Source organism: Providencia sp. PROV208 (assembly GCF_028479465.1).
Taxonomy (GTDB): domain Bacteria; phylum Pseudomonadota; class Gammaproteobacteria; order Enterobacterales; family Enterobacteriaceae; genus Providencia; species Providencia alcalifaciens.
On the sequence record NZ_JAMPNS010000001.1, the window covers coordinates 145,873 to 164,247 of the forward strand.

Here is an 18,375-nt window from a genome sequence, read left to right on the forward strand (position 1 = left end):
ATCCGTCGGGGTATCCACTGTGTTTTAAAGGTTAGGATGAAACCTCGATTATAATCCATCCGGGCTGTGATATTTATTGTCTATCAATGAGGCAGTAAATAGATAACAAATCTACATCGTGATAGTTCACTTATCTGGAATGTAAAATGGATTGGCTTACCGCCGTTGCGCCTGAAGTTTACGCTCTGTTGTTCTTTGTCGCTCTACTTGCCGGTTTTATCGATTCTATTGCAGGAGGCGGTGGCTTACTGACTATCCCCGCGTTACTGTCTGTAGGAATTACCCCGGTTGAAACGTTGGCAACCAATAAGTTACAAGCGATTGGCGGCTCTTTCTCAGCCACGCTCTATTTTGCTCGGCGTAAAGCGATCAATTTACGAGAGCAAATTTTCCCAGTCATTATGACCATGATTGGGGCGATGATCGGGGCGATTTTAATCCAATCTATCGATACTGCTTTTTTGAAACAGCTTTTACCGGTGATGGTCATCTGTGTTGGGCTCTATTTTTTACTGACTCCTTCCTTAGGAGTACAAGATAGACCTCAGCGTGTCAGTATGCCGATTTTCGGTGTGGCGGCAGGGATGGGGATTGGTTTTTATGATGGCGCATTTGGTCCGGGTACGGGGTCATTTTTAGCGCTAGCCTATGTTCTGTTATTAGGGTATAACCTCGCCAAAGCAACAGCACATGCGAAATTGTTAAATTTTGCCTCCAATTTTGGATCTTTGATCTTTTTTATTATCGGAGGTCATGTTCTTTGGGTGCTTGGTTTTGTTATGCTTGCCGGTCAAATGGTTGGCGCGAGACTGGGTGCGCGTTTAGTGTTAACCAAAGGACAAAAACTTATCAGGCCGATGATCGTCGTGATTTCATTACTCATGAGCATCAAGCTGTTAAATGACAGCCACGGTGACGACATTAAAGCTTGGTTTCTCACATTATTTTAAGATGATTTAAGCGTTCCATGACCCAACATCACTATCAGCAACTTATTGATATTTTCGAACAATGTTTCGGCAAAGAGTACAACACCAAGTTGGTAAAAGGGGATGACGAGCCTATCTATTTACCCGCAGATGACACCACGCCATATCACCAAATCGTATTTGCTCACGGTTTTTTCACGAGCGCACTTCATGAGATTTCTCACTGGTGCATCGCTGGGGAAGCCCGTCGTCAGCAGGTAGATTATGGTTACTGGTATTGCCCAGATGGTCGCGATGAGAAAACCCAATGTGATTTTGAGGTTGTTGAAATCAAACCTCAGGCATTTGATTGGTTTTTCTGTGTTGCAGCAGGTATTCCTTTCAATGTGAGTTGTGACAACTTGGAAGGAGATTTTGAACCTGACCGTATCGCATTTATGCGTAAAGTCCATGGGCAAGTGATGGAGTACCTCGAAAAAGGTATCCCAGAAAGACCGCTACGCTTTATTAATGCGTTACAATCGTTTTACAATACACCTCCACTTTCTGCGGAACTGTTTCCTTATCCGGAAGATATTTTCGCCTAATAGAATCACCCACTACAGTAAGGATTAAGCATGCTTGCGGATTTTGAAACACGCATACTGACGAAAATTGATGATATGGTTGAACACGCCAGCGATGATGAACTGTTTGCTGGTGGTTATTTGCGTGGTCACTTAACCCTTGCTGTCGCCGAGTTAGAAGAAGAGAATGAATCCAGTGTTGATGCGCTGTACCAGCGTGTTGAGCTGAGTATCCAAAATGCCATCAAAGCAGGTGAATTAACACCACCAGACCAAGTTTTAGTGCTGGGTATGTGGAAAACTCTGCTGGATACTGTGCGTTAGTTTTATGGATTCCATTGATTGCATGTATTCCATTCGATTAGCAACCCATGAAGATGCTCAATTTTTACCTGCGGTGGAAGAATCTGCAGGACAAACCTTCGCGGGGCATCCTAAGTTTGATTGGATAGCTAAAGGCGAGGTTCAGCCGGTAGAAAATCACGTTGAATGTATCCGTAAAGGCTTAGAATGGCTAGTCGTTGACAGCCATGATCAACCTGTTGGCTTTATTATGGTAGAACACTTAACAGGTAGTCTGCATATTGTGGAGCTTTCGGTACAGCAATCAGCGCAAGGGAAAAGCTTAGGTAAACGGCTTATCACGCAGGTTATTGATTTCGCTAAATCCCAGCAAGTGAGTCATGTCACACTGACCACATTCCGAGATATTCCGTGGAATGCACCTTACTATCAGCGTTTAGGCTTTTCTATTATGGCGGCATCTCAGTTAACACCTGAGCTAGACGCGATTTTACAACAGGAAGTCGATGCAGGGTTTCAAGCAGCAGATCGCTGCGCTATGCAATTGAGCGTCAATTAAATATTAGGGCTTCCAAGTAGAAGCCCTCTTTTCGTTTATGCTTATTTCGTGGTGATTGGACGTCCTGCCAGTAATTTTCTTACCCAGAAACGATTTGGATGCAGTGCTGCTAGCACGTCATCATCTGCGGGTATGGGCTCTCCAAACATGTGTGCCGCTAAAATTTCAGCGCAAAGAGGTGCAGTGGAAAGCCCTCGAGCACCTAACGCCCCAAATACAAACAGATTTGGATACGCTGGCGAGGATGAAATAAGTTGCTCCCGACGTACTTGGCTAGGTAAATCGGCATAAAGTTGTATCAATGCATTAAAGTCAGGCACATTTCCCAGAAGCGGCATATGGTCGCGGATCACACAGCGTATTCCTTGGCGTGATTGCTGGTCGGTGATATCCACTTGTGCCGTCCAATCGGCATCCGGTAGGCTAGTGAGTAATTTTTGCAGGTTTTCTTGCTGCTCTGCCTCTGAATATTCAAGATCCAAATTATCGCGTTGGTAGCTAGCGCCTAAACAGTGATGTTGATTTGTCACATCCTCGGGGGTCATATAGCCTTCGAAACACAATACAGTTTTTAATTGTCGCAGTGTTGGGTTAGTTGGGATGTGGCTGACTTGCCCACGAACAGGGGTGATAGGCAGATTTTTCGTTTGTTCAAATTGGCTTAATAAGTGACCGTTGGCAATGACGACAGTCTGATGATGTGTTTTTTGTTGGTTATCAAACGTGAGTTCCCAGCCATCCTCGGCATGCTGTAAGTCAGTAACTTGCTGCCCAAAATGAATATTCATGCCTTGCTGAGTTAGATTTTTCGCTAAGCTTTCACACAACTGAGCAGGGCATAGCCAACCGCCCGTTGGATAATAGATCCCGCGATGGTTTACATCTACACCGCTGAGTTCACTTAGCTGTTGCCGGTCTTTACCCACTGCAAACTCTTCTGGCCATTCAATTTGCAGCATATTATCGATTTTTTGGGTGGCTTTAGGGCTATACGCCATTTGGCTCACCCCGCACCATTGCCCATTGAAAGGCAGCCCTTGCGCGTGGAGTTGTTGATAAAAGCGGGTAGCAAATGGAAATCCACTCACAAAAAAACGCTCCAAGGCGTTATCGTTCCCTGTCAGTAAAGGGTAAACCGCACCTTGACGATTGCCAGAGGCATTTTGGGCAACCTGTTGATCTTTACAATAAATTGTTACGTTAGCGCCTCTGCTTTTGAGTGCACGAGCCAAGGTGAGGCTGGCGAGCCCACCCCCAATAATTGCAATATCATCGGTGCGGGTGGCGGGTTGACGAGCAAACCAAGGTGCCGTCAGGCTTGTCAGGTTGTTTTCTAAGAGGCCAGTCAACATTTCACGTTTCTGACCAAACCCTTTCACTTTTTTGATGGTAAAGCCTGCTTGCTGGAGTCCGCGTTTAACAAATCCGGCCACTGTAAAGGTAGCAAATGTCCCACCTTGACGAGCAAATTTTGCCATTGCAGCGAACAACTGTTCGCTCCACATTTGTGGATTTTTTGAGGGTGCAAAACCATCTAAAAACCATGCATCTATCTTATTGTTTAAATTATCATTAAGTACGGATATTTGCGTATTTACATCACCAATCCATAAATCGAGGGTGATTGCGCCATTTTCTAAAATAAGTCGATGATTACCAGGAAGGGCAGGTGGCCACTGTTCACATAATTGTTGTGAAAGGCTAGCAAGCTCTGGCCAACAGCGATGTGCAGCAATTAAATCGGCTTTTGATAGCGGGTATTTCTCGAAGCTAATAAAGTGGAGCCGCTGTAATGTTGCATTGGAATTTTCACGTTTAAATTGATTAAAAGCTTGCCATAAAGCGAGAAAATTCAAGCCAGTACCAAATCCAGTCTCCGCAATCACACAAGTTTCATCTTGATGTGTTAGAAATCGTTGTGGGAAATGATTTCCCTGCAAAAACACATGGCGGCTTTCTTCCAACCCATTTTGGTTAGAAAAATAAATGTCTTCAAACTGTTCTGAGATCGGAGTGCCTTCCTCATTCCAACTGAGGTGAGCGGTTTGTACAGCTGTCTTTTTCACGTTTAGGTCCGTCATTGCAAAATCATGCCTGAATTCTAACGCCGATATGAATGTAAGGCTACCGTCACATAAAAGCCTTATTTGTGTCACAGAGAAAAAAATACAAATATTTACCCTGATCGGACTTGTTCAGCGTACAAGTGTAAGCTAAAGTGACACCTGTAATCCCGTAATCATATAATTATAGACATGAGGTAACGAATGAAGCGTGCAGTCATAACTGGCCTAGGTATTGTTTCCAGCATTGGTAATAACCAGGAAGAAGTACTGGCTTCTCTGAAGGAAGGTCGTTCCGGGATCACTTTCTCAGAAGAATTTAAAGAGGCAGGGCTACGTAGCCATGTCTGGGGTAATGTAAAGCTGGATACTGAAGGTCTGATTGACCGTAAAGTCCGCCGTTTCATGAGTGATTGCTCTGTCTATGCTTACCTGTCAATGGAACAGGCGATTAAAGATTCAGGCTTAGCGGAAGACCAAGTGTCTAACCTGCGTACGGGTGTTGTTGTCGGTTCTGGTGGCGGTTCCCCACGTAACCAAGTTGCGGGTTCTGACGGCATGCGTGCAAAAGGTCTGCGTGGTGTGGGTCCTTACATGGTAACCCGTGCGATGGCTTCCGGTATTTCTGCTTGCTTAGCAACACCATTCAAAATCAAAGGTGTTAACTACTCAATCAGCTCTGCATGTTCAACTTCTGCACACTGTATCGGTCACGCAGTTGAACTGATTCAACTGGGCAAACAAGATGTCGTATTTGCGGGTGGTGGTGAAGAGCTAAGCTGGGAAATGACCTGTGAATTCGATGCAATGGGCGCACTGTCTACCAAGTACAACGAAACGCCATCAAAAGCATCCAGAACGTATGACCAAGACCGTGATGGTTTCGTCATTGCTGGCGGAGGCGGTATTGTCGTTGTTGAAGAGTTAGAGCACGCATTAGCACGTGGCGCGCACATTTATGCGGAAGTGGTTGGCTATGGCGCAACCTCTGACGGTGCTGACATGGTGGCTCCATCTGGTGAAGGTGCAGTGCGTTGTATGCAAATGGCAATGCACGGTGTTGATAAAATCGATTATATCAACACACACGGGACTTCAACGCCAGTCGGTGATACTAAAGAGTTAGAAGCTATCCAAGAAGTGTTTGGTCATGATTGCCCAGCACTTTCTGCGACTAAAGCGATGACCGGTCACTCTTTAGGTGCAGCAGGTGTTCAAGAAGCCATTTATAGCTTGCTGATGTTAGAGCACGGCTTTATTGCACCAAGCATTAACGTTGAAAATTTAGATGAAAAAGCGAAAGGCTTGAACATCATCACTAAACCAACTGAGCAAGCACTGAACACAGTGATGTCTAACAGCTTCGGTTTCGGTGGTACCAACGCAACCTTAGTGATGAGCAAATACAAAGCGTAAGTTTCATTTACTGAAATGCACGAAATAGAAAGCGAGGGCTAAGGCTCTCGCTTTTTTTATGAATTTTGATAGATAGCGAAATATGGTAACACGGATTAATCGGAGTTTTCGCCATAAAGCTCGCCTTCGTCTTTCAATTGTTCGACGATAATTCTTCTAAGCCACTCTAATGCCTTATTGGCATCACTGCGTTGATGCCAGACCATTTGAAAGTCCAAATCAGTGGAGGCGTAAATATTGTAAATTTGCCAGTAAGGTACGGTGACTGCAATACGGCGTTGTTGATGACTTAATTGCAGTTGATGATCAATTTCATTCGCATCAAAAGGCTTCATACTCACTAAAATATGGGGATGCGATAGCCAATTCGCTAAATCCATCTTACCTTGCGGGTGTTGTTGTACCAATCCAAGCGGCAAGTAATGCCCTATTAGCGCGGCAATTAGGTCATCCATTATGGGCGAGTGCAACATCTCTGGTCATCAGCTTAATTGTATTAATTCCACTCTTAATTATTTTTAAAGTACCTAAGCCTCATTTCAGTACTGAGCTATTTAATCAACCAATCTGGATTTGGTTTGGTGGTATTGCTGGGATGCTCTATCTCACTTCGGCTTTAATTTTAGTACCTAACATTGGCAGTACGACATTTTTTGTTTTGGTTATTGCGGGACAATTAATTATTTCTGCATTTATTGAGCAATTTGGCTGGTTTGGGATGAATCAAAGCTCGATTCCAATTGGAAAAGTGGTGGGGATTGGTTTAGTTATTCTTGGTGTTCTATGCGTGCAATTTTCACGGAAATAATTGAGGTTAGCATAAAAAACACCAGCACATCATCTATCCCAAAGCAGAGAACTATTGAGTTCGTTTTTATGATGATTTATCAGAGTTATCCACGAGAATCAAATCATTAAAATGCGTATAAATACACGATAAATAATTCAATCATAAAGCTAGGTGGATAAAATGGCGTATTGGACGGCAAAAAGTGTTCCTGAATTAAAAGGACAAGAGCGAAAAGAACAGGGACGCCTGTTTCGTCAATGTTTGAAAGAAGGCAAAAAGCGTATGGGCGCTAAATATTGGAAGCTTACGGGACTCGCGGTTTTACTTTCTGCCGTATTAGCCTTTATGTTGTTTTTCTTTGGTTTCTTTTCAGGCGGTTTTCTTGGCGGAGCGCTGTTAGGGGCGATGATCGGTGCATTATTTGTGTTTATAGTGCAGACTCCTACCATTGATGTGGGGCGTGAATGGCTACGCGAGCAGGGTTATCCAAAGCCGGAAAATGAATGATTAGAAAAGAAAACCGCGAAAGCGGTTTTTTATTAATTATATATCAGTCAATTATGCTTAAGTAATTGACTGATAAAAACTGTGTTTACATGTACCAAAGAGCGTATTTGGACGAAATGAATGTAAGCATTATAAACTAAACTCTCTGATTAATTCATAAAGCTTTATCGCACCTTTGTTTGACTGTGTGAGCTCAATTTTGTGCATTTTCTTTTGCTGGCTAAGGATTGTGATCGTTTTATTAAAAGAACCTTTTATGCTGACATGTTTGATATCGGCATAGTTAATAATAAAGCTTTCATATAATCTACCTAGTGAACAACACACATACTCAGATGTTAAAATGACGCCATGATCACCACTGCCAAACAGTGTTTCATTGTAATAAAATAGAATGTCATTTTTATTAATATGTTGATTAGGAAATTTGGCGTTAGCACATTGAACAAAATTATTGATTTTTTTGTCATCAAAATCATCATAGCGATAAAAATTATGGTCAGTGTTAGTTTGGTAAGTATTATCTAGCAAAAATTCATGATCTTTAATAGGTAAGGCTTCCGCTATTAATTCTGATTCACTCTGATCAATTTTAGGTGCAACTTGTCCTAATACTGATGCCGCTACAGCGCCAGCACCGGGAAGAACATGTGTTGTAGTTGTTGCGATATTGCGAGTGACTTCTCGCGTATAAGCGCTAACCAACGTTTCGCCTCTCATATGTGCTGAGACGTTTTGTGTCACTGTCGTTGGCGTTAATGTTGTATTGACCGTAATTCTAAACGCGGCTTTTATCGACATTGCAATCATCATAATTAACAACATAATTAATGGACCAGAAATCCATAAAATCGAGAACCTAAAAAGGTAATCTTTTGTTGTCATCGGATAATTTTTCATTCTGAAATAATAAACCGCAGAAATAATAATATACGTGGCAGCGCAAGCTATTCTTTCAGGTAGATCATTGTCATGGCGGTAAGGAGATCGGTTTACGTCTAAAATGAACGGTATGAGTAAACTTGCTACAAGTAAAATACTGATGATGGCATCTGGAACTAAACCTTTAATACTGCCAACAGCTTTAGCAATGTTATATATAATCCAAAGTACTAAGATTATTGGACCGACAATAGGAATGATCATGGCTACAGCTGTAATGATGATCCCTATCACAATCCCTGAAAGTATCTCGGAAAAATGCCCTTCAGAATATAAGTAATGAATAAAGAAACAAAAAGAACTGAAAATAACAAGAGGGATAATAAATAGGGTTAAAGCAGGGAAAAGAATACAAGGTATACCAATGATCATTAATAATATAAAAATGAAGTTTGGAGCTCCTTGATTTGGTTGTTCACATCTTAGTTCAGTTGACACTTTATTTCCTTGTGAATAATAAATATGAAGGGCGCATTATATTGATTATTATTTTTAATAAAAGAAGTAATCAATATAGGTTTCGAGATTTAGAGTTAAATATACAGAATAGTGAGATAAGAAAGTTTAGTTTAAAAGAAAATAGCGCTAGAAATAGAGAAAGCAGATTTAATTGAACGATAAAGTTAATATTTAAAAAAAAAGCCCCATGTTCATGGGGCGAAATCTGACAGTCATAACGTACAGTTGGAATTATGCTTGAGCAGTATGGTGACGGCGCTTGCGGATTAATTTAATGATAGGTGGTAGCACCAGAACCAGTATCGCTAAAATTAATAAACTTTTCGAAATAGTGCTGCTCCACAGAATATTGAAATCGCCATTACTGATAGACAGTGAGCGGCGCAAGTTTTGCTCGAGCATCTCACCTAAAACGAACCCGAGGATCAGCGGGGAAAGAGGGAAATTCATCTTCCGCAATATATACCCGAATACCCCAAGTCCCATCATCAGGAGTAGGTCAAATGTGGTGCTGTGTACGGCATAAACCCCGACCGCAGAGACACAGGCAATCGCCGGAACTAAAAACCACAATGGCACTGTGAGCATACGTGTAAACAAGCCGATCAGCGGAATATTCATGACCAACAACACCACGTTGGCAATCAGCAGTGCAGCAATCAGCCCCCATACGATATGCGGTTGTTCAGTGAACATCCCCGGACCCGGTGTAATGTTGTACAGCGTTAGTGCACCCATCATGACAGCAGTCGTGCCGGAGCCTGGAACCCCAAGCGTTAGCATGGGAATAAACGAACCACAGGCTGAAGCATTGTTCGCTGCTTCAGGGGCCGCGACGCCACGAACATCCCCTTCACCGAACGTACCCTTATCACCGGCAATCTTTTTCTCTGTCATATAGGTAATGGCGCTGGCGATAGTTGCTCCTGCACCCGGCAAAATGCCCACAAAGAAGCCAATAAATGACGAGCGTAATGTCGGACCCGCACAAGCTTTTGCTTCTTTTTTACTGAATAGCATTCGACCGGTTTTGCGGATCAAGCCTTGCCCCGTAGCGGTTCCTTCGAGCATTAACAGAATTTCACTGACGGAGAACAGACCGATGACCACGACGATAAATTGGACGCCATCGGATAAGTTGACACTATCAAATGTAAAACGGTATTCCCCAGAGTTGGCATCGACACCCACCGTGGCTAGCGCCAATCCAATCAGGGCGGCGAGCAGCGACTTGACGGGGTTTTGGCTCATCATGCTGCCTAAACACGCGATAGCAAATACCATCAACGCGAAATATTCAGCGGGACCAAATGCGAGAGACCATTGTGCCAATAAAGGTGCAAATAAAATGATCCCAACAATCGCAATCGTGGAACCGATAAATGAACTGACGGCGGAAATAGACAGCGCAATGCCGCCTTTGCCTTCTTTTGCCATCGGATAACCATCTAATGTGGTCATAATTGCCGCGGCATCACCGGGTACATTCAATAAAATTGCAGAAATACGCCCACCATATTCACAGCCTAAATAGACGGTTGCCAATAAAATTAGCGCAGATTCTGCGGGGAGCTTTAGGGCAAACGCTAACGGTAATAGGATGGCAACACCATTGATAGGACCGAGACCCGGTAACATGCCAACAATCGTACCGATAAAACAGCCAATCAACCCAATCATAATATTTTGAGGGATCAGCGCCACCTCAAAGCCTTGAGATAAATACATCCACGTTTCCATACTTTTCTCCTTAGCTAAAAAGTTCGCCGATTGGCAATGTGACATCAAGTAACTTGTCGAAGGCATAGAAGAGCAAAATGCCAAGAATCGGACCTGAAATCAGGGCGGCAATCGGTGTTGCGCCAAATAACAAGGCGACACTGATGGTTAGTAATGTGGTTGCTAATGGGAAACCTAACCATTCAAATGCCCATGCATAAATCACTAATGCAATGATTAACAAGATTAAACGGCGTAAAACATACGGTTTTGGCCATTCAACCGCCTCTTGGCGACCGAATAAGAGTGCAAGAGCGCATAAGGTCATTAAGGACAGTATGGCTATCGGGAAAGGGCGGGGACCCAGTGGTTCGTAAGTAAACTCACTTTGGATACCCCAGCCGATATACAACCCGATCCCACACAGTATCAGCCAGACTATGGCAAATATGCGTTGGCTCATGGAATGACTCCGTTATTTCGCTAATCCGAAGGAACGGGCTTGCTCACGATAATTTTCAACTTCTTTTTTCACGTAAGCATCCAATTCTGGTCCTGTTAAGTTGTATTCAAACAGACCGCGTAGGTCGCGTTGTTTTTTAAATTCGTCGGTTTGTTGGAGTTTTTGGAAGGCTTCAACCCATTGGTTGTAATCTGCATCAGAGACTTTAGGTCCCATGTAGAACCCACGAATAATCGGCCAAACGATGTCATAACCTTGCTCTTTGGCGGTTGGGATATTGGCTAAACCGTCAGGCAAGCGTTTATCCGCGTATACGGCCAGAATGCGAATTTTTCCATCACTGATATACGGGGTCATTTCACTGATATCTCCAGAGATGACCTGAACATGGTTGCCTAAGAGTGCCGTTAACGTTTCACCGCCACCTTCGAAGGCCACATAGCGCATTTTGCGAGGGTCGAGGTCGATAGCTTTAGCAAGCAGCGCCGTTTTCATCCAATCTTGGCTGCCAATTGAGCCACCTGCGCCGAAAACAATACTGTTGGGGTCTTTTTTGAAGGCGTCCATCAGCTCCCCGAGAGTTTTATAAGGGGAGTCAACGCGTACGGCAATCATGCCATAGTCACTGCCCACACTGGCTAGCCAGCGTACGTCATTCTCGTTGTAGCGACCAAATTTACCTTGGGCGAGGTTTAAGAGTGAGCCACCAGAGAATGCCACGATAGTTCCCGGTTCAGCAGGGCGCTGAGCGACGATAGCATTGTAGGCGACGGCACCGATCCCACCCGGCATATACGTGACTCGCATTGGTTTTTCGATCTCTTTAGTTTCTAGCATAGAGACTTGCACCAGCTTACACGTTAAATCAAAACCACCACCAGGTTTGGCAGGGGCAATACATTCTGTTCTTTCAGGCAAAGCCATTGCTTGGTTAATGCCAACTAAAAAAATCGTTGCTGCTAAGGTGCTGATTGTGAACTTCTTCATGCTTTATTCCTCACTAGACAATAATTAAGTTACTTGGTTGTTGTCAGTTATGTCGTTATTGGTGTGATTGTAGACAATGTGTGTTCGCCACTCATCATTGAACGGTGAACCTTTCATTTACCTTTCATTAACAAATAAAATTATTTTTATGTGATACATATCAGATTGTTTTATATTTTCGCTTCTTAATTATGTTAATTTAATGTTAATTTCTATTGGTGGCAGTAAGTTAACGAAGGATTGTTGTGATAGCTTCGGTAAAAATTGCGTTTAACACTTTTCATTCAATCGATAGAGTGCCAACTTATACGCATAAATAATCATAATGAGTGGGCGACTGATGAGAATGTTATTGGTTGAGGACCATGATGAATTGTCATTGTGGTTACAGAAAGCCCTAGCAGAATCTGGCTTTGCTGTGGATATTGCGAGTGATGGTTATATTGCGGATCAGCTATTACAGACTGAAAATTATTCGTTAGTCGTATTAGATGTTTCATTACCAAGAATGAATGGCTTAGACGTGTTAGCTCAGATGCGTAAGCGTCACCAAGAAACACCGGTGCTGCTACTGACAGCGAATTCTGATGTTGCTGATCGTGTAAAAGGGCTGAATGCGGGGGCGGATGATTATCTTACCAAACCTTTTGATATTGCTGAGTTAGAAGCCAGAATTCGTGCGTTATTACGCCGTAGCCATGGAAATATTAATGAATCCCAATGTTTTGGTGATCTTTGTTTTCACGAAGAAGGCTACTTTTCACTGAAAATGGAGCCATTAGGCTTAACACCGCGGGAATATGCGGTATTGAACACACTTTTTCATCGCAGAGGGCGACCTGTTTCAAAAACACAATTATTTGAGCAGGTATTTTCACTGTCAGATGAAGCCAATTTACAAAGTATTGAGCTCTATGTTCACCGAGTTCGCAAAAAGCTTGCGGGCTCAGATGTGAATATCAATACTTTACGTGGATTGGGATACCGATTAGAGCAGTGTAGTGTATGAAATTAGTCTCTCATCCACGCTCTCTCTTTCATCAGTTACTGCTTTTTTTCGGTATCCCCCTCATTTTATTGGGCAGTTTTTCGGTTTATACCCACTATTACAGCGCTAAGAATGCGGCAAATTTAGCTTATGACCGAACGTTGCTTGCATCAGCCAGAACGGTTGCGGAACGCTTACAGGTCGTTGATGAACATCTCTCAGTGAATGTTCCCTATGTAGTGCTTGATAGCTTTGAGCTTAACAACAATGACCGCCTGTTTTATCAAGTGATCGCTCCTCATGGGGAAACGATCTCGGGCTATGATGATTTACCGCCAATCCCGCCTTATTGGATGCGCTCCCAACATTACACCGCTCTTGTCTACTTTTACGATGCCGAATATCGGGGTCTACCCATTCGTGTCGCGACATTTTTCCAACCGATCAATGAAGGTGGAATACAAGGCATGGTGGAGATCCGCGTCGCCGAAACTGTTTATGCGCGGCAAGATTTCGCCAACCAACTGCTTATTTCTGCACTGATGAGCCAAGGTACTGTCGTTGTTGTGACACTGATATTGGCGTATTTACTCTTACGTAAATTATTAACTCCACTGAAGAAACTCTCTAATTTGATGTTAGGGCGCGCGGCGAATGATCTCACCCCGATTCCCAATGTACTGCCATGGTCTGAGTTATCGCCATTAGTGGATGCACTGAATCGCTATGTGGAACGGTTAAAGCGGATGTTAAAACGCCAAGAACGCTTTAGTGCGGATGCATCTCATCAATTAAAAACCCCATTAACGGTATTAAAAACCCAAGTTTCTGTGGCCCTTAATAGTGAGGATGAACACCAAAAGCAGCAAAGCTTGCAAGCCATTAACAAAACATTAGATAACACCATCGTTTTGACTGATCGGCTTTTGCAACTTTCTCGTTTGAAAGAGCATGAAAAAGAGGCTATTAGGCTCTATCGTGCCGTTAATTTGGTCGATATTGTCCAACAAGTCTGCTTTACTCGTTTAGGAAAATCAGAAAGCAAGAAGATTGATTTAGGTTATGAAGGATTAGAACATTGCTGGGTTAAAGGTGATGCGATATTACTGGCGGAAATGTGTGCGAACTTGATTGATAATGCGATTAAATATACGCCAGAGAAAGGGGTGGTAACGGTGCGTATTGTCACCGATGAGACTCAGCAATCGATGGTAACGCTGGAAGTGGAAGATTCGGGACCCGGTATTGAGAATAAATATATTCACCGTTCATTAAAAGCTTTCAGGCGCTTAAATAATGCAAAAGGGCTGGAAGGTTCAGGACTAGGCTTGGCTCTTGTGAAAGATATCGCTAGCTACCACGGTTCAGAATTGCAGTTATTAAAAAGTGACCAGCTTGGCGGCTTGCTAGTGCGTATTACTTTGAAAGTGAGTCGGGCACCGAGGAAGACGTGAAAATGCCTTAAGTCGTTCATCGGGGACAGGGCGATGAAAAAATGCAAATAAACAAAACCCTATTAATTTTTAGAATTAATAGGGTTTTTTACGGTACTTACTTAATTGATATCACTTACTGACAAGTATCTTCTGCCAACGCCTTTTTCTTACGTGTGAATACTTGAGTAAGCGGTGTACGTAGCTGTTGGGCTAACATCACACCGAGTAACACGATGCCACCGCCGATGAGGTGATAACTTTTTAGTTCTTCACCTAACGTGAAGACAGCAATAATGGCGGTAAAAACGGGCGCAAGGTTCATAAAGATAGAGGTTGTATTGGCCCCTAAACGCAGTACACCTTGAATCCACATGGCTGGAGCAAGAATGGATGCCGCAATCCCAGCGAACAGGACTAACCCGATATTATCGCGGTTAAGACTGACATCGTCTGCCATTAAGAAGTTAGGAATTAATAGCAATACCCCAAAGAACACTTGTACATAGAGTGAATCCCAGCTGGAGAGTTGAATCGCCCAGCGTTTGGTTAATACGCCATACAAGGCATAAGCGGCTGACGCGACGATCATCAGTAACTCACCTTGACCCAACCCATTATCAAGTAATGAACTCGGATGCCCTTGACTGACTAACCAAGCCAGACCAAACAATGATAAAACGGAACCGACAACAATCCCAACTGTTGGGATCACGCGCAAAACAAAAATACTAATGACGACGGTCAGCAGTGGAATAAATGAGTTCATCACGCCCATAAATGTTGCACTGACCGTGTGCGCGGCGTAATAAGCCAGACTTTGATACAGCATCATTCCCAAAGCACCTAAAATAGCCAATTGCCACCAATGTTGCTTAACAATTTTGGCATGGCGTAATACCGAGCGCAGAACAAATGGAGTCATGACTAAAAAGGCCAATGCCCAGCGATAGAATGAGATAGCTGCAGGGTCAATAGCACTTGCGGCTGCTTTATTGACGATAGCATTGACAGACCATAACAACACCGCGACGAGCGGAAACAGGAAATATTTCATTAACAACGTTCTCCCTAAATCAGTCAGAGGAGTATACATCTGTCCGAAATATTATATATACTGATATTCAGACAATCGATAACGTTTTTCAGACAGCCGATGAATAATTTAAAGAATGATGTACTGCAAATTAATGAATGCAATATTATTGAGCCTGAATTCATTGCGTTGCGCCATGAGCAGATTAACCAACAAACTGAGTACAAATCCCACTCCCATACATTTGGTCAGTTACTGTATGTGGTCTGCGGAATTATGGAAATGGAAGTTGAAGGGAAGCATTATATGGCGCCCCCAGAATTTTGCATCTGGATCCCTGCGAATACTCAGCATGCGAGCTTTAATAAACAGAGCGTAAAGTTTCGTATCATTGATTTTGCTAAAGCCTATACCCCTAGGCTCGCCAATAAGGCGTGTGTTGTCCGATTAAGCCCGATTTTTCACACAATCATGACAGATATGTATCAACGGGGAATTGTACAACCTGAAACAGCACAAGATATTCGTTTGGGGGAGGTTCTGATAGACCAATTTGCGATTTCGCCATGCCAAGATACCTACTTACCGACCAGTAAAGATAAATTTCTGGCTCCTATTTTAAACGAATTGCAACAAGATCCTGCGGATAACACAACGCTAGCACAGTGGGCTAAACGGTTTTATACCTCGGAGCGCACATTATCTCGTCGTTGTCAGCAAGAGTTAGGCATGTCATTCAGCGAGTGGCGTCAGCGACTACGTTACTTACATGCAGTTGCTGGATTGGACAAAGGCAAGAGTGTGCATGAAGTGGCGCTCGATGTAGGGTATAGCTCCGCATCCGCATTTATCGCCATGTTCCAGCAAATTTCAGGGGTCACTCCTGACCGGTTTCGGATGAAAGAGCTGGCCCCATAGCTGCGGAAAAATCAATATACATAATCGTATTTGATATTAGCGTGGTAGTTGTACACGCTATCTTTCCCTCCGTGCTCATCTTTAATTAACGTAGTTATAGTTTGTTCTGCATCAGTGCATCTTCCGAACTTATTCCAGCTTTTACAGGTCGTCACAGTTGTTTCGGTGGTAAAAAATTCTTCAATGGTTTTTTTGGTTAACGGTCTGTCATCATCACCATAGGTAAACTCTTCGACGGTTGAATCAGATTGCATGCGAATTAAGCGATTTTTCGTATCATAATAGAAGGTTGTTTTCACACTATCATTTTCGAGCGTACTGACTCGGTTGGATTCAGATAATCGTCCTTTATCATCAGTTAAAAAATGTGTTACTGCTCTTGTTAACATGCGCTCTTTATCGAGAGTCGTCGTATAAGAAGAGTCTTTGGCTTCGGTTATTTTCCCATTCTGGTCAGTGAAAAACTTCCCATTCATTTTTTGCTGTAAAATGGTTTTTTCAACATTATCTTGATTAATAACAGACAGCTTAAATGCGGACTTGTAGTCCCAACCGTTACCATTTTTTTTCATGCTCATATCAATGGATTTGACGGATACACTGTCGTGGATGCTGAATTTGACAACTTCATGACCAGTTAGCTCGATTAAGGCTCCACAATCATCAAACTTCGTTTGAACCGTGTTGTTGATGTAATCGTCTTGGCTGGTGATAAGTACATTCATCTCTTTTAATGAGTCATTAAAAGGGCGTTCTTGGGCAAAGACAAAATTATTGAAGTTATTGGTGGCGATGGTGTCCGCCGAGCAGTTTTGCTCGCCAGCATAGGCATAAAACGAGCACATTAGGGGTAGCGATAATAATACTTTTTTCACAATCAATATGCCTTTCAAAATAAATGCCTTCCTGAAAAATGAATAACGTTTAATGTAGTGCTGCTGATTAAACATGAAATCTATTAGATTAGGTAGTCAGACTCGTCTGTAACGTTGTTAAATCAAAGAGAAAATTTAAATAATGCTACCTGCGAGACTCTGGATTTCATGTTAAAACGCATTATCATGTAAATGATTCAGCACATCGACGATTTGGAGTATAGTGTGGCTGCCAAATCGGGCATGACTAAACATTTTATTGGGACGAATTTCGTGAAAATTTTGGTTGATGAAAACATGCCATATGCTCAAGCCTTATTTAGTGAGCTAGGCGAAGTTAAAGCAGTGCCAGGGCGTCCAGTGCCAGAACAAGAACTTAACGATGCAGATGCATTGATGGTGCGCTCAATTACCAAAGTGAATAAATCCTTGCTGAGCAATACGCCAGTAAAATTCGTCGGCACGGCAACTGCAGGGTTTGACCATGTGGATACCCAGTGGCTTGCAGAAGCCAATATTGGATTTTCCTCTGCGCCGGGATGTAATGCGATTGCCGTCGTTGAGTATGTTTTTTCAGCACTCTTGATGCTAGCGGAACGCGATAATTTTGATTTACGCGATAAAACCGTAGGGATTATCGGTGTGGGAAATGTGGGTGGACGTCTGTATAAACGCTTGCAAGCGTGGGGAGTCAAAACGGTATTGTGTGATCCGCCTCGTGCAGACAATGGTGACCAAGAAGCCTTTGTCTCATTCGATACCGTTTTAGAGCAGGCAGATATCTTAACCTTCCATACGCCGCTTAATATGAATGGAAAGTATTCAACATTCCATTTGATGGGCGCTTCTCAACTCGCCAATTTACGTGATGGCACTATTTTAGTGAATGCCAGCCGTGGCGAAGTAGTGGATAACCAAGCGTTATTACACTTACTTGAGCAAGGTAAACCATTGAGTGTAGTATTGGATGTTTGGGAGCCTGAGCCAGATTTAGATACTGAATTATTAGCGTATGTGGATATCGGTACGCCACATATTGCGGGCTATACCTTAGAAGGTAAAGCGCGTGGAACAACACAAGTGTTTGAAGCCTATTGTGAATTTTTGGGTAAACCTACCCACATTTCACTCGCATCATTGTTACCGAAGCCAGATATCGATTGCATTAATTTCAATGGTAAATTAACGCAAAGCCAACTCAAAAGATTAGTTCATCTCGTGTATGATGTGCGTCGTGATGATTCATCACTGCGCGCAGTCGCAGGTATTCCCGGTGAATTCGATAAATTACGCAAACATTACCAAGAGCGTCGCGAATGGTCATCGCTTACCGTTCAGTGTGATAGCGAACAAACAGCGCAATTGCTGAATGAGTTAGGCTTTAACGCAAAAATTTAATCACAATTTTTTAGGTGAAATGAG

19 protein-coding genes are annotated in these 18,375 nt (G+C 43.0%); 11 read left to right on the plus strand and 8 right to left on the minus strand.

Features of this window, described 5'->3' with window-relative positions; translation table 11 throughout:
- Positions 1-146 precede the first annotated feature (146 nt).
- From PR766_RS00675 to PR766_RS00690, 4 genes are read left to right on the plus strand one after another with little or no spacing between them, the layout of a single operon-like run.
- The gene (locus tag PR766_RS00675) at positions 147-950 is read left to right on the plus strand and encodes a TSUP family transporter (protein ID WP_006660239.1); all 804 of its coding nucleotides are present in this window, start codon (positions 147-149) and stop codon (positions 948-950) included.
- Between the two features lie 17 nt (positions 951-967).
- The gene (locus tag PR766_RS00680) at positions 968-1,516 is read left to right on the plus strand and encodes an elongation factor P hydroxylase (protein ID WP_006660240.1); all 549 of its coding nucleotides are present in this window, start codon (positions 968-970) and stop codon (positions 1,514-1,516) included.
- A gap of 30 nt (positions 1,517-1,546) precedes the next feature.
- The gene (locus PR766_RS00685; RefSeq protein ID WP_006660241.1) at positions 1,547-1,819 is read left to right on the plus strand and encodes a YfcL family protein; all 273 of its coding nucleotides are present in this window, start codon (positions 1,547-1,549) and stop codon (positions 1,817-1,819) included.
- 22 nt (positions 1,820-1,841) lie between these two features.
- Positions 1,842-2,357, plus strand: a complete 516-nt coding sequence (locus PR766_RS00690) for a GNAT family N-acetyltransferase (RefSeq protein ID WP_050788086.1) — start codon at positions 1,842-1,844, stop codon at positions 2,355-2,357.
- 41 nt (positions 2,358-2,398) lie between these two features.
- Here the strand turns inward: PR766_RS00690 and mnmC are convergent, their stop codons facing one another.
- The gene (mnmC, locus tag PR766_RS00695) at positions 2,399-4,423 is read right to left on the minus strand and encodes a bifunctional tRNA (5-methylaminomethyl-2-thiouridine)(34)-methyltransferase MnmD/FAD-dependent 5-carboxymethylaminomethyl-2-thiouridine(34) oxidoreductase MnmC (protein ID WP_230086837.1); all 2,025 of its coding nucleotides are present in this window, start codon (positions 4,421-4,423) and stop codon (positions 2,399-2,401) included.
- Positions 4,424-4,624: 201 nt separating this feature from the next.
- On the opposite strand from mnmC, the gene fabB reads away from it, so the two are divergent.
- Positions 4,625-5,836, plus strand: coding sequence for a beta-ketoacyl-ACP synthase I (gene fabB, locus PR766_RS00700; RefSeq protein ID WP_006660244.1), 1,212 nt, complete (start codon positions 4,625-4,627; stop codon positions 5,834-5,836).
- A gap of 95 nt (positions 5,837-5,931) precedes the next feature.
- Here the strand turns inward: fabB and PR766_RS00705 are convergent, their stop codons facing one another.
- The gene (locus tag PR766_RS00705; RefSeq protein WP_006661342.1) at positions 5,932-6,291 is read right to left on the minus strand and encodes a hypothetical protein; all 360 of its coding nucleotides are present in this window, start codon (positions 6,289-6,291) and stop codon (positions 5,932-5,934) included.
- On the opposite strand from PR766_RS00705, the gene PR766_RS00710 reads away from it, so the two are divergent.
- On the plus strand, positions 6,243-6,644 hold the full coding sequence (locus tag PR766_RS00710) for a DMT family transporter (RefSeq protein WP_230086841.1): 402 nt from the start codon (positions 6,243-6,245) through the stop codon (positions 6,642-6,644). The genes PR766_RS00705 and PR766_RS00710 overlap by 49 nt on opposite strands.
- A gap of 162 nt (positions 6,645-6,806) precedes the next feature.
- On the plus strand, positions 6,807-7,133 hold the full coding sequence (locus PR766_RS00715; RefSeq protein ID WP_154636391.1) for a hypothetical protein: 327 nt from the start codon (positions 6,807-6,809) through the stop codon (positions 7,131-7,133).
- 129 nt (positions 7,134-7,262) lie between these two features.
- Here PR766_RS00715 and PR766_RS00720 read toward each other — a convergent pair whose 3' ends face one another.
- The 4 genes from PR766_RS00720 to PR766_RS00735 all read right to left on the minus strand — a co-directional run bounded on the left by PR766_RS00720 (position 7,263) and on the right by PR766_RS00735 (position 11,703).
- Positions 7,263-8,513, minus strand: coding sequence for a hypothetical protein (locus tag PR766_RS00720; RefSeq protein WP_036975378.1), 1,251 nt, complete (start codon positions 8,511-8,513; stop codon positions 7,263-7,265).
- Positions 8,514-8,765: 252 nt separating this feature from the next.
- Positions 8,766-10,274 carry a tripartite tricarboxylate transporter permease gene (locus PR766_RS00725; protein ID WP_036966166.1) on the minus strand — a complete coding sequence of 503 codons (1,509 nt, stop codon included), beginning with the start codon at positions 10,272-10,274 and terminating at the stop codon, positions 8,766-8,768.
- Between the two features lie 10 nt (positions 10,275-10,284).
- Positions 10,285-10,716, minus strand: a complete 432-nt coding sequence (locus PR766_RS00730) for a tripartite tricarboxylate transporter TctB family protein (protein WP_006660250.1) — start codon at positions 10,714-10,716, stop codon at positions 10,285-10,287.
- Positions 10,717-10,728: 12 nt separating this feature from the next.
- The gene (locus PR766_RS00735) at positions 10,729-11,703 is read right to left on the minus strand and encodes a Bug family tripartite tricarboxylate transporter substrate binding protein (RefSeq protein WP_006661345.1); all 975 of its coding nucleotides are present in this window, start codon (positions 11,701-11,703) and stop codon (positions 10,729-10,731) included.
- Between the two features lie 340 nt (positions 11,704-12,043).
- On the opposite strand from PR766_RS00735, the gene tctD reads away from it, so the two are divergent.
- Entirely contained in the window at positions 12,044-12,712 is a 669-nt protein-coding gene (gene tctD, locus PR766_RS00740; RefSeq protein ID WP_154636392.1) for a transcriptional regulator TctD, read from the plus strand.
- Positions 12,709-14,145, plus strand: coding sequence for a sensor histidine kinase (locus tag PR766_RS00745; RefSeq protein ID WP_006661347.1), 1,437 nt, complete (start codon positions 12,709-12,711; stop codon positions 14,143-14,145). Before tctD ends, PR766_RS00745 begins: the two co-directional genes overlap by 4 nt.
- A gap of 115 nt (positions 14,146-14,260) precedes the next feature.
- On the opposite strand, the gene PR766_RS00750 is transcribed toward PR766_RS00745, so the two are convergent.
- The gene (locus PR766_RS00750) at positions 14,261-15,181 is read right to left on the minus strand and encodes a DMT family transporter (protein ID WP_006661348.1); all 921 of its coding nucleotides are present in this window, start codon (positions 15,179-15,181) and stop codon (positions 14,261-14,263) included.
- Positions 15,182-15,280: 99 nt separating this feature from the next.
- Here PR766_RS00750 and PR766_RS00755 point away from each other — a divergent pair, with 99 nt between their 5' ends.
- Complete coding sequence (locus PR766_RS00755; RefSeq protein ID WP_006660255.1) at positions 15,281-16,078, plus strand: AraC family transcriptional regulator; 798 nt, start codon at positions 15,281-15,283, stop codon at positions 16,076-16,078.
- An 11-nt stretch (positions 16,079-16,089) separates the two neighbouring features.
- On the opposite strand, the gene PR766_RS00760 is transcribed toward PR766_RS00755, so the two are convergent.
- Entirely contained in the window at positions 16,090-16,953 is an 864-nt protein-coding gene (locus PR766_RS00760) for a hypothetical protein (RefSeq protein WP_224050411.1), read from the minus strand.
- A gap of 273 nt (positions 16,954-17,226) precedes the next feature.
- Between PR766_RS00760 and pdxB the strand changes: the two genes are divergently transcribed.
- Positions 17,227-18,351, plus strand: coding sequence for a 4-phosphoerythronate dehydrogenase PdxB (gene pdxB, locus PR766_RS00765; protein ID WP_036978959.1), 1,125 nt, complete (start codon positions 17,227-17,229; stop codon positions 18,349-18,351).
- Positions 18,352-18,375 lie beyond the last annotated feature (24 nt).

Bases quoted from the DNA above. Each gene is read 5' to 3' on its own strand.
- PR766_RS00675 (WP_006660239.1), top strand. From the start codon at position 147: ATGGATTGGCTTACCGCCGTTGCGCCTGAAGTTTACGCTCTGTTGTTC.
- PR766_RS00680 (WP_006660240.1), top strand. From the start codon at position 968: ATGACCCAACATCACTATCAGCAACTTATTGATATTTTCGAACAATGT.
- PR766_RS00685 (WP_006660241.1), top strand. From the start codon at position 1,547: ATGCTTGCGGATTTTGAAACACGCATACTGACGAAAATTGATGATATG.
- PR766_RS00690 (WP_050788086.1), top strand. From the start codon at position 1,842: ATGTATTCCATTCGATTAGCAACCCATGAAGATGCTCAATTTTTACCT.
- fabB (WP_006660244.1), top strand. From the start codon at position 4,625: ATGAAGCGTGCAGTCATAACTGGCCTAGGTATTGTTTCCAGCATTGGT.
- PR766_RS00705 (WP_006661342.1), bottom strand. From the start codon at position 6,291: ATGGATGACCTAATTGCCGCGCTAATAGGGCATTACTTGCCGCTTGGA.
- PR766_RS00715 (WP_154636391.1), top strand. From the start codon at position 6,807: ATGGCGTATTGGACGGCAAAAAGTGTTCCTGAATTAAAAGGACAAGAG.
- PR766_RS00725 (WP_036966166.1), bottom strand. From the start codon at position 10,274: ATGGAAACGTGGATGTATTTATCTCAAGGCTTTGAGGTGGCGCTGATC.
- PR766_RS00730 (WP_006660250.1), bottom strand. From the start codon at position 10,716: ATGAGCCAACGCATATTTGCCATAGTCTGGCTGATACTGTGTGGGATC.
- PR766_RS00735 (WP_006661345.1), bottom strand. From the start codon at position 11,703: ATGAAGAAGTTCACAATCAGCACCTTAGCAGCAACGATTTTTTTAGTT.
- tctD (WP_154636392.1), top strand. From the start codon at position 12,044: ATGAGAATGTTATTGGTTGAGGACCATGATGAATTGTCATTGTGGTTA.
- PR766_RS00745 (WP_006661347.1), top strand. From the start codon at position 12,709: ATGAAATTAGTCTCTCATCCACGCTCTCTCTTTCATCAGTTACTGCTT.
- PR766_RS00750 (WP_006661348.1), bottom strand. From the start codon at position 15,181: ATGAAATATTTCCTGTTTCCGCTCGTCGCGGTGTTGTTATGGTCTGTC.
- PR766_RS00755 (WP_006660255.1), top strand. From the start codon at position 15,281: ATGAATAATTTAAAGAATGATGTACTGCAAATTAATGAATGCAATATT.